This is a genomic window from Limnohabitans sp. (genome assembly GCF_031539105.1).
In the GTDB taxonomy this organism is placed as follows: domain Bacteria; phylum Pseudomonadota; class Gammaproteobacteria; order Burkholderiales; family Burkholderiaceae_C; genus Limnohabitans.
The window spans coordinates 22,105-29,188 of record NZ_JAVKLM010000031.1 but is presented as its reverse complement, the minus strand read 5'-3'; the positions used below and the strand labels follow the sequence as shown (position 1 = coordinate 29,188).

The following is a 7,084-nucleotide window of genomic DNA, read 5'->3' as shown; positions in this document are numbered from 1 at the left end:
TCCCCGCCAGCCGCACCAGCTTTATTGAGCCGAATCCTGCTTCAATTCCAAAGCCCGGTCATACAACGCATTTTTTGCTTCGCCGCTAATCTCTGCGGCCACTTTCACCGCAGTTTTGAGTGGAAGCTCTTGCATCAAAATTTTCAACAGGCGGTCGTTGTCCGAGCCCTTGGCGCGCACTTGCACTTGCGCATGCACCACCAGGGCAAACTCGCCACGCGTGCGCTGCACATTGCCGCCAAGCCAAGCGCTCAAGTCTTTGGCGGCGACCGTGGCAATCTCTTCAAACTGTTTGGTCAATTCGCGACCAACCGTCACAGGGCGGTCGCCAAGTACGCCTAGAGCGGTGGCCAATACCTCGATGCGGTGTGGTGCTTCAAGCAACACCTGTGTGCGTGGCTCATGCGACAAAACCTCGACGGCGTGACCACGTTCAGTGGCTTTGGAGGGTAAGAAGCCCACAAACACAAAACCCGAAGAATCGTGTGCTGGTGTGCCGCACGCGCTCAACAGTGCGGTCACGCTGCTCGCGCCAGGCAGTGGCATCACGCGTAAGCCGGCGCTTTGGACCTGCCAAACCAAGCGTGCACCGGGGTCGCTGACGGCGGGGGTGCCTGCGTCGCTCACATAGGCCACACGTTGACCGGCTTGCAGTCGACGAATGACTTCTTGTGCGGCTTCTGCTTCATTGTGTTGGTGCACCGCCAGCCAGTGCGAGGCCGATTTGTCGATGCCGTAGGCACGCAGCAAAGTTTGTGAGTGGCGCGTGTCCTCACAAGCCAGTGTGTCGCAAAGACTCAACACATGCAGCGCACGCAAGCTGATGTCGGCCAAATTGCCAATGGGCGTGGCCACCACATACAGCGTGCCTGCTGGGTGATTTTGTGCGGCTGCAGCAGCGTGGGCAGCAGTTAATGCGGAATCAAAGTTGACGTTCATCAAGGAGGCGCTGTGAACAAACCCGACGGCAAGAAGCAAGTGCAAGCGCAAATGCAATCAACCACCAAGCAAAAAGGGGATGCGGCCGAAGACCACGCGTCGCGCCATTTACAAACGCAGGGCTTGCAATTGGTGCAGCGCAATTATCGGACGCCCGGGCGGGGTGGCGGCGAAATAGATTTGATCATGCGTGATGCCGATGGCACGCTGGTGTTTGTCGAGGTGCGCAAACGCGGCAGCGCCAAGCATGGCGGGGCTTTGGCCAGTGTGACATTTGTGAAGCAAAGGCGCATTGTGTTTGCGGCGCAGCACTATTTGTTGAAACTGAGAGCAGTGCCCCCATGTCGGTTTGATGTGGTTGCCGTTGAGGGCGACGATTTGCAATGGTTCAAAGCCGCTTTTGACGCTTAAAGGTATCATCACCCCATGCTTGAGCAACGTATCGAACAACACTTCATCGACTCTGCTGACCTGAAATATCAGGCCGCACAAGTCTTGTCTAAACCCATCGCAGCCGCTGTGTCAGCAGTACTCGCCAGTGTCACCAGTGGTGGCAAAGTGCTGGCATGTGGCAATGGCGGCTCAGCCGCAGACGCGCAGCATTTTGCTGCAGAGTTTGTGGGCCGCTTTGAGCGTGAGCGCCCTGAGTTGGGGGCCATTGCCCTCACCACCGATAGCTCCATCATCACGGCGATTGCCAACGACTACAGCTACGAACAGATTTTTTCCAAACAAGTGCGCGCCCTCGGCCAGTCGGGCGACGTGTTGCTGGCCATTACCACCAGTGGCAGCTCGCCCAACGTGTTGGCCGCCATTCAAGCCGCGCATGAGCGCGACATGACGGTGGTAGCGCTGACCGGCAAAGGCGGCGGCAAGATGAGCCAAGCCTTGCGCGAAACCGATGTGCACATTTGTGTCCCGCATGACCGCACAGCCCGTATTCAAGAAGTGCATTTGCTCGCGATCCATTGCATTTGCGATGGCGTGGATGCGCAATTGCTCGGTGACACTGAAGGTAAAGAATGAAATTTTTGAACAAGTCCACAGCTTCGTTGTTGTCCACTTTGGTCATGTGTTTGGGGCTCGCCTCATGCGCAGCACCCCTCATGTTTGGTGGCGTCATTGGCGGCGCCATGGTGGCCAGCGATCGCCGTTCAGCAGGCATCCAGCTTGAAGATGAAACCATCGAGCAACGCAGCGCTACGGCGATGCGCGAAAACTTTGGCAGCAAAGAGCACATCAACATCACCAGCTACAACCGCCAAGTGTTGATCACGGGTGAAGTGTCTAACGACACCGTACGTCGACAAGCGGAGTCATTGGCCAGTCGTGTAGAAAACGTGCGTGCAGTGGTGAACGAGTTGGCTGTTGGTTCTGCCTCCAGCACCAGCGACCGCGCCAGCGATGTATTGCTGGTCGCCAAAGTCAAGGCCTCTATGGTTGACACCGAAGACGTGTTTGCCAATGTGTTCAAAGTGGTGGGCGAGCGCGGCACCGTTTACCTGTTGGGCCGAGTGACTCAGCGCGAAGCCAAGCGTGCCACCGATGTGGTGCGTGGCGTGAGTGGTGTCAAGCGTGTGGTTCGTGTGCTTGAATACATCACTGAAGACGAGTTGCGGGCCATGCAACCCAAGCGCAGCGATTCTCAATCCGTGAATCTCAATGCACCTAAACCCAATCCCTCGCAACAACCTGTGGTGACACCGATCAAATAAGATCAGTTCTCTACAAAGTAAAAAGCCCCGCAGCTCACGCCGCGGGGCTTTTTTGTGTGCGCTTGGGGTTCAACGCAAACGCTTGATCAGGCTAGACGTATCCCAGCGCTTGCCGCCCATGTCTTGCACATCGCCGTAAAACTTGTCGACCATCTGCGTCACAGGCAACACAGCGCCGTTGCGTTTGGCTTCGTCAAAGACCAGGCCCAAATCTTTGCGCATCCAATCCACCGCAAAGCCGAAATCAAACTTGTCTGCCACCATGGTTTTGCCACGGTTGTCCAGCTGCCAGCTCTGGGCTGCACCTTTGCCAATCACGTCGAGCACGAGGTTCATGTCTAGGCCGGCTTTTTGGCCAAAGGCGATGGCTTCGCTCAAGCCTTGCACCAAGCCGGCGATACAAATTTGGTTCACCATCTTGGTCAGTTGGCCCGCGCCTGGCTCGCCCATGAGAGTGAACGCGCGCGAGAAAGCCATGGCCACAGGTTTGACTTGCTCAAACACCGGGGCGTCGCCACCGCACATCACGGTCAGCAAACCGTTTTGTGCGCCACCTTGGCCGCCGGACACGGGCGCGTCGATGAAATGAATGCCAAGGTTTTTGGCTGCGGTGTAAATCTCGCGGGCCACATCGGCCGATGCTGTGGTGTGGTCGACCAACACCGTACCTGGTGCCATGCCAGCCAACATGCCGTCAGCGCCAAACACCACTGAGCGCAAATCGGCGTCATTGCCTACGCAGCAAAACACGATGCTCGCGCCCTTGGCGGCTTCGCGGGGTGTCAGTGCGCTTTTGGGGGCTTTGCTGGATGCAAACTCTTTCACCCAGGCCTCAGCCTTGGCGGGTGAGCGATTGTACACCGTCACCGCGTGGCCTGCGGTGGCCAAGTGGCCGGCCATGGGGTAGCCCATCACGCCCATGCCGATGAAGGCAACATGGGCAGAAGCGGCGGGTTCGTAAGTTTTGGCATTGATGCTGGACATGGTTTTTTCCGTGTTGGGTTGAACTGCGCTGCATCATAGGGGCACAGGCAAGGCCCCGCGTGTCGCAAAGGTAACGCCCCTGCCGCCTTGTTAAAGTAGCCCCACATGAGTACCCCAGACCACGATTTAAGCAACAGCTTGCGCGACAAGTTTCACGCTGTGCAAGCCCGCATCGCAGCCGCCTGTGTGGCCAGTGGCCGCTCGGCTGGCAGCGTGCAGTTACTGGCCGTTTCCAAAACCTTCAGTGCTGACAATGTGCGCCAAGTGGCAGCCTGCGGTCAACGCGATTTTGGCGAAAACTACATTCAAGAAGGCGTGGACAAAATCATCGCGCTTCAAGGGGGTGACATTCAATTGGTTTGGCACTGCATCGGCCCCATCCAAAGCAACAAAACCAAACTCGTGGCCGAACACTTCGATTGGGCACACACGGTGGATCGCCTCAAGATTGCGCAGCGCCTGAACGACCAACGCCCCGCGCACCTAGCGCCGTTGAACGTGTGCCTGCAAGTCAACATCGATGGTGGCGAAACCAAATCAGGCATTGCGCCTGTCGACGTGCTGGCGCTGGCCGCAGAAGTCGTCAAGCTGCCGCACTTGGTTCTGCGCGGCATCATGACCATCCCAGATTCTGTCGAGAGTTTTGATGCGCAAGTCGCCGTGCACGCCAAAGCGTGCGCCTTGTTTCAAGAAGTCAAAGCCACCTTGAACCTGCCCCAGTTCGACAGCCTGTCAATGGGCATGACGGGCGATCTAGAAGCCGCTGTGCACGCGGGCAGCACGATGGTGCGAGTGGGAACGGCGATCTTTGGTGGGCGAACTTACCCCGCTTAAAACTGCGGCAAATTAAAACCGCGGCAAATCCGGGTGCTTGATCTGCCCCGCACGCACCAGCATCTTGCCGTACTCGGCACAACGGTGCAGAGTAGGGATGACCTTACCGGGGTTGAGTAGCCCCTTGCTGTCAAAGGCGCGCTTGACGCCAAACATCTGTTCGTTTTCTTCGGCGCTGAACTGCACGCACATGCTGTTCACTTTCTCAATGCCAACGCCGTGCTCGCCCGTCACCGTGCCGCCCATGGCCACACTGGTTTCTAAGATCTCGGCACCAAACAGTTCGCAGCGGTGCATTTGGTCGGGGTCGTTGGCATCAAACAAAATCAGCGGGTGCAAGTTGCCGTCGCCTGCGTGGAACACGTTCAGGCACTTGAGGCCATATTTCTTTTCCATTTCTTGAATGGATTCCAAGATGTCCGCCAAACGCTTGCGCGGGATGGTGCTGTCCATGCACATGTAGTCGGGGCTGATGCGGCCCGAAGCTGGGAACGCATTTTTGCGTCCGCTCCAAAACTTCATGCGTTGCGCTTCGTCGCGGCTCACGGCAATGGCCGTTGCGCCGCAGCCGCGCAGCACGTCGCTCATGCGGCCAATTTCTTCTTCCACCTCTTCGGGGGTGCCGTCGCTTTCGCAAAGCAAAATCGCGGCGGCGCTCAGGTCGTAGTCGGCGTGCACAAAGTCTTCCACGGCGGCCGTCATGGGGCCGTCCATCATCTCGAGGCCCGCGGGGATGATGCCTGCGGCAATGACTGCAGCCACCGCGTCGCCCGCTTTGCGCACATCGTCAAAGCTGGCCATGATGCAACGCGCCAGTTGCGGCTTTGGCACAAGCTTGACGGTGACCTCGGTGGTCACAGCCAACATGCCTTCGCTGCCCACGACGACGGGCAACAGGTCAAGGCCCGGTGTGTCGAGTGCATCGCTGCCAAACTCAATGGAGTCGCCCTCTACCGTGAAGCCTTTCACCTTGAGCACGTTGTGCACAGTGAGGCCGTATTTCAAACAATGCACGCCACCCGAGTTTTCGGCCACGTTGCCACCGATGGTGCAAGCAATTTGGCTGGATGGGTCGGGCGCGTAGTACAGCCCGTATTGCGACACTGCTTCGCTGATGGCCAGGTTGCGCACGCCGCACTGCACCACAGCAGTCCGAGCGACGGGGTCGATGTTGAGAATTTGGTTGAACTTGGCCAGCGACAACGTCACGCCTAGCGTGTGCGGCATCGCGCCACCCGACAGGCCTGTGCCGGCTCCGCGTGCGACCACCGGCACGTCTAGTGCGTAACAGGTCTTGAGTACCGCTTGCACTTGGTCTACCGTCTCAGGCAAAGCCACGCACATGGGGCGTGCGCGGTAGGCGGTGAGACCGTCACACTCGTAAGGCACGGTGTCCTCAGTGGTGTAAAGCAGGGCGTGCTGTGGCAGCACTTGCAGCAGGGCTTGCACCACTTGCGCTTGGCGCTCGGCGCGGGCAAGGGTGTTTTGCTGGTCGGAGGTGAGTGGTGCGTTCATGTTTGGCACTTTACGGCAAAACTGGCGTTGGGCGTGTGAAGAAAGTTACAGCAAGGGTTGAAATGGATTTGTACGCTAACCCAAATGTCGTGAATGGGAGGGGCCGGTACCGTCATACGGCGCCATTCGTCGCGTAGCGATGTAAGCCGTGTGGCGGTACCGGCCCCTCACATTCACAGCGAACGAAACTGAAACGAAAAAAGATTAAGGCACAGCCTTCTTCAGCCAATCCGCAAACGCCGCACACTCCCACCGGTCCATCGCCCCCGTACGCCAACAGAGGTAATGCCCATGCGGGCTAGGCACTTGGCGCGGAAAGATTCGCACCAGCGTGCCGTTTTCTAGCCACGGTGCGCCCAGTTTCAAACGCACCAAGCCAACACCTAGACCTTGCGCAGCAGCATCGCACATCAAGCCAATGTCGTTGAAGCTGCTGCCGTCTATCGGCTCGGGCCAGTCTTGGTCATGTGCGGCAAACCAAGTGCGCCAAGGCTCTAAGGGGCTGCGCAAGAGTGTGGCATCTGCCAAGTCTTCTGCCGTGTCAAATGGGCCATGTTCGCGGATGTAGGCGGGTGAGGCCATGGGCGTCACGTCGTCTTTCATGAGGCAGATGTGCTCCACATCGGCATAGCGGCCTGTGCCAAAACGGATGGTCAGGTCAGCATCTTCGGCCACCACATCAAGCAACGGAATGCTCACTTGCAGAGTGATGTCGATCTCGGGGTACGCGTCTGCAAACTGGCGCAAGCGCGGCATCAGGATGGAGCGCGCAAAGGTTGGCGTGACGGCCAAGCGCAGTTTGCGTTTGCCAGGTGTGGCACCGCCATCCTTGCCGGGGAAGCGCTCGAGGATGGACAAGCCTTCCCGCACATGCGCCAAGTATTCGCTGCCTTCGGTGGTGAGCGAAAAATCGGCGCGCCCAAAGAGCTTGACGCCTAGCAACTGCTCGAGCTGCTTCACACGGTGGCTCACGGCGCTGGGTGTGACGCATTGTTCTTCAGCGGCTTGCGTGACCGAGCGCAACCGCGCCAAAGCCTCAAACGTGAGCAAGCATTGGATGGGCGGGATGCGGCTGGCGCTCATGAGGCCGTAGGCGT

General features: G+C 58.3%; 8 protein-coding genes. 4 read left to right on the top strand and 4 right to left on the bottom strand.

Annotated elements, in window-relative coordinates; translation table 11 throughout:
- Window positions 1–21 precede the first annotated feature (21 nt).
- Complete coding sequence (gene rsmI, locus RMR24_RS08360; protein WP_310614621.1) at window positions 22–939, bottom strand: 16S rRNA (cytidine(1402)-2'-O)-methyltransferase; 918 nt, start codon at window positions 937–939, stop codon at window positions 22–24.
- Between the two features lie 51 nt (window positions 940–990).
- Here rsmI and RMR24_RS08355 point away from each other — a divergent pair, with 51 nt between their 5' ends.
- The 3 genes from RMR24_RS08355 to RMR24_RS08345 are packed head-to-tail and all read left to right on the top strand — an operon-like array spanning window position 991 to window position 2,654.
- Window positions 991–1,350: a YraN family protein gene (locus tag RMR24_RS08355; RefSeq protein ID WP_310614623.1), complete on the top strand. Its 360-nt coding sequence runs from the start codon at window positions 991–993 to the stop codon at window positions 1,348–1,350.
- 15 nt (window positions 1,351–1,365) lie between these two features.
- The gene (locus tag RMR24_RS08350) at window positions 1,366–1,965 is read left to right on the top strand and encodes a phosphoheptose isomerase (RefSeq protein ID WP_104796761.1); all 600 of its coding nucleotides are present in this window, start codon (window positions 1,366–1,368) and stop codon (window positions 1,963–1,965) included.
- Window positions 1,962–2,654 (top strand): BON domain-containing protein, encoded by a 693-nt coding sequence (locus RMR24_RS08345; protein WP_310614620.1) that lies wholly within the window; start codon window positions 1,962–1,964, stop codon window positions 2,652–2,654. The genes RMR24_RS08350 and RMR24_RS08345 overlap by 4 nt, the downstream gene beginning before the upstream one ends.
- A gap of 69 nt (window positions 2,655–2,723) precedes the next feature.
- Here RMR24_RS08345 and RMR24_RS08340 read toward each other — a convergent pair whose 3' ends face one another.
- The gene (locus RMR24_RS08340; protein WP_310614619.1) at window positions 2,724–3,638 is read right to left on the bottom strand and encodes an NAD(P)-dependent oxidoreductase; all 915 of its coding nucleotides are present in this window, start codon (window positions 3,636–3,638) and stop codon (window positions 2,724–2,726) included.
- Between the two features lie 105 nt (window positions 3,639–3,743).
- Between RMR24_RS08340 and RMR24_RS08335 the strand changes: the two genes are divergently transcribed.
- Window positions 3,744–4,472, top strand: a complete 729-nt coding sequence (locus RMR24_RS08335; RefSeq protein WP_310614618.1) for a YggS family pyridoxal phosphate-dependent enzyme — start codon at window positions 3,744–3,746, stop codon at window positions 4,470–4,472.
- Between the two features lie 12 nt (window positions 4,473–4,484).
- Here the strand turns inward: RMR24_RS08335 and RMR24_RS08330 are convergent, their stop codons facing one another.
- A complete protein-coding gene (locus tag RMR24_RS08330) occupies window positions 4,485–5,987 on the bottom strand; it encodes an FAD-linked oxidase C-terminal domain-containing protein (RefSeq protein WP_310614617.1) in 1,503 nt (500 codons plus the stop codon).
- Window positions 5,988–6,191: 204 nt separating this feature from the next.
- Window positions 6,192–7,070 (bottom strand): LysR substrate-binding domain-containing protein, encoded by an 879-nt coding sequence (locus RMR24_RS08325; protein ID WP_310614616.1) that lies wholly within the window; start codon window positions 7,068–7,070, stop codon window positions 6,192–6,194.
- Window positions 7,071–7,084: the final 14 nt, after the last annotated feature.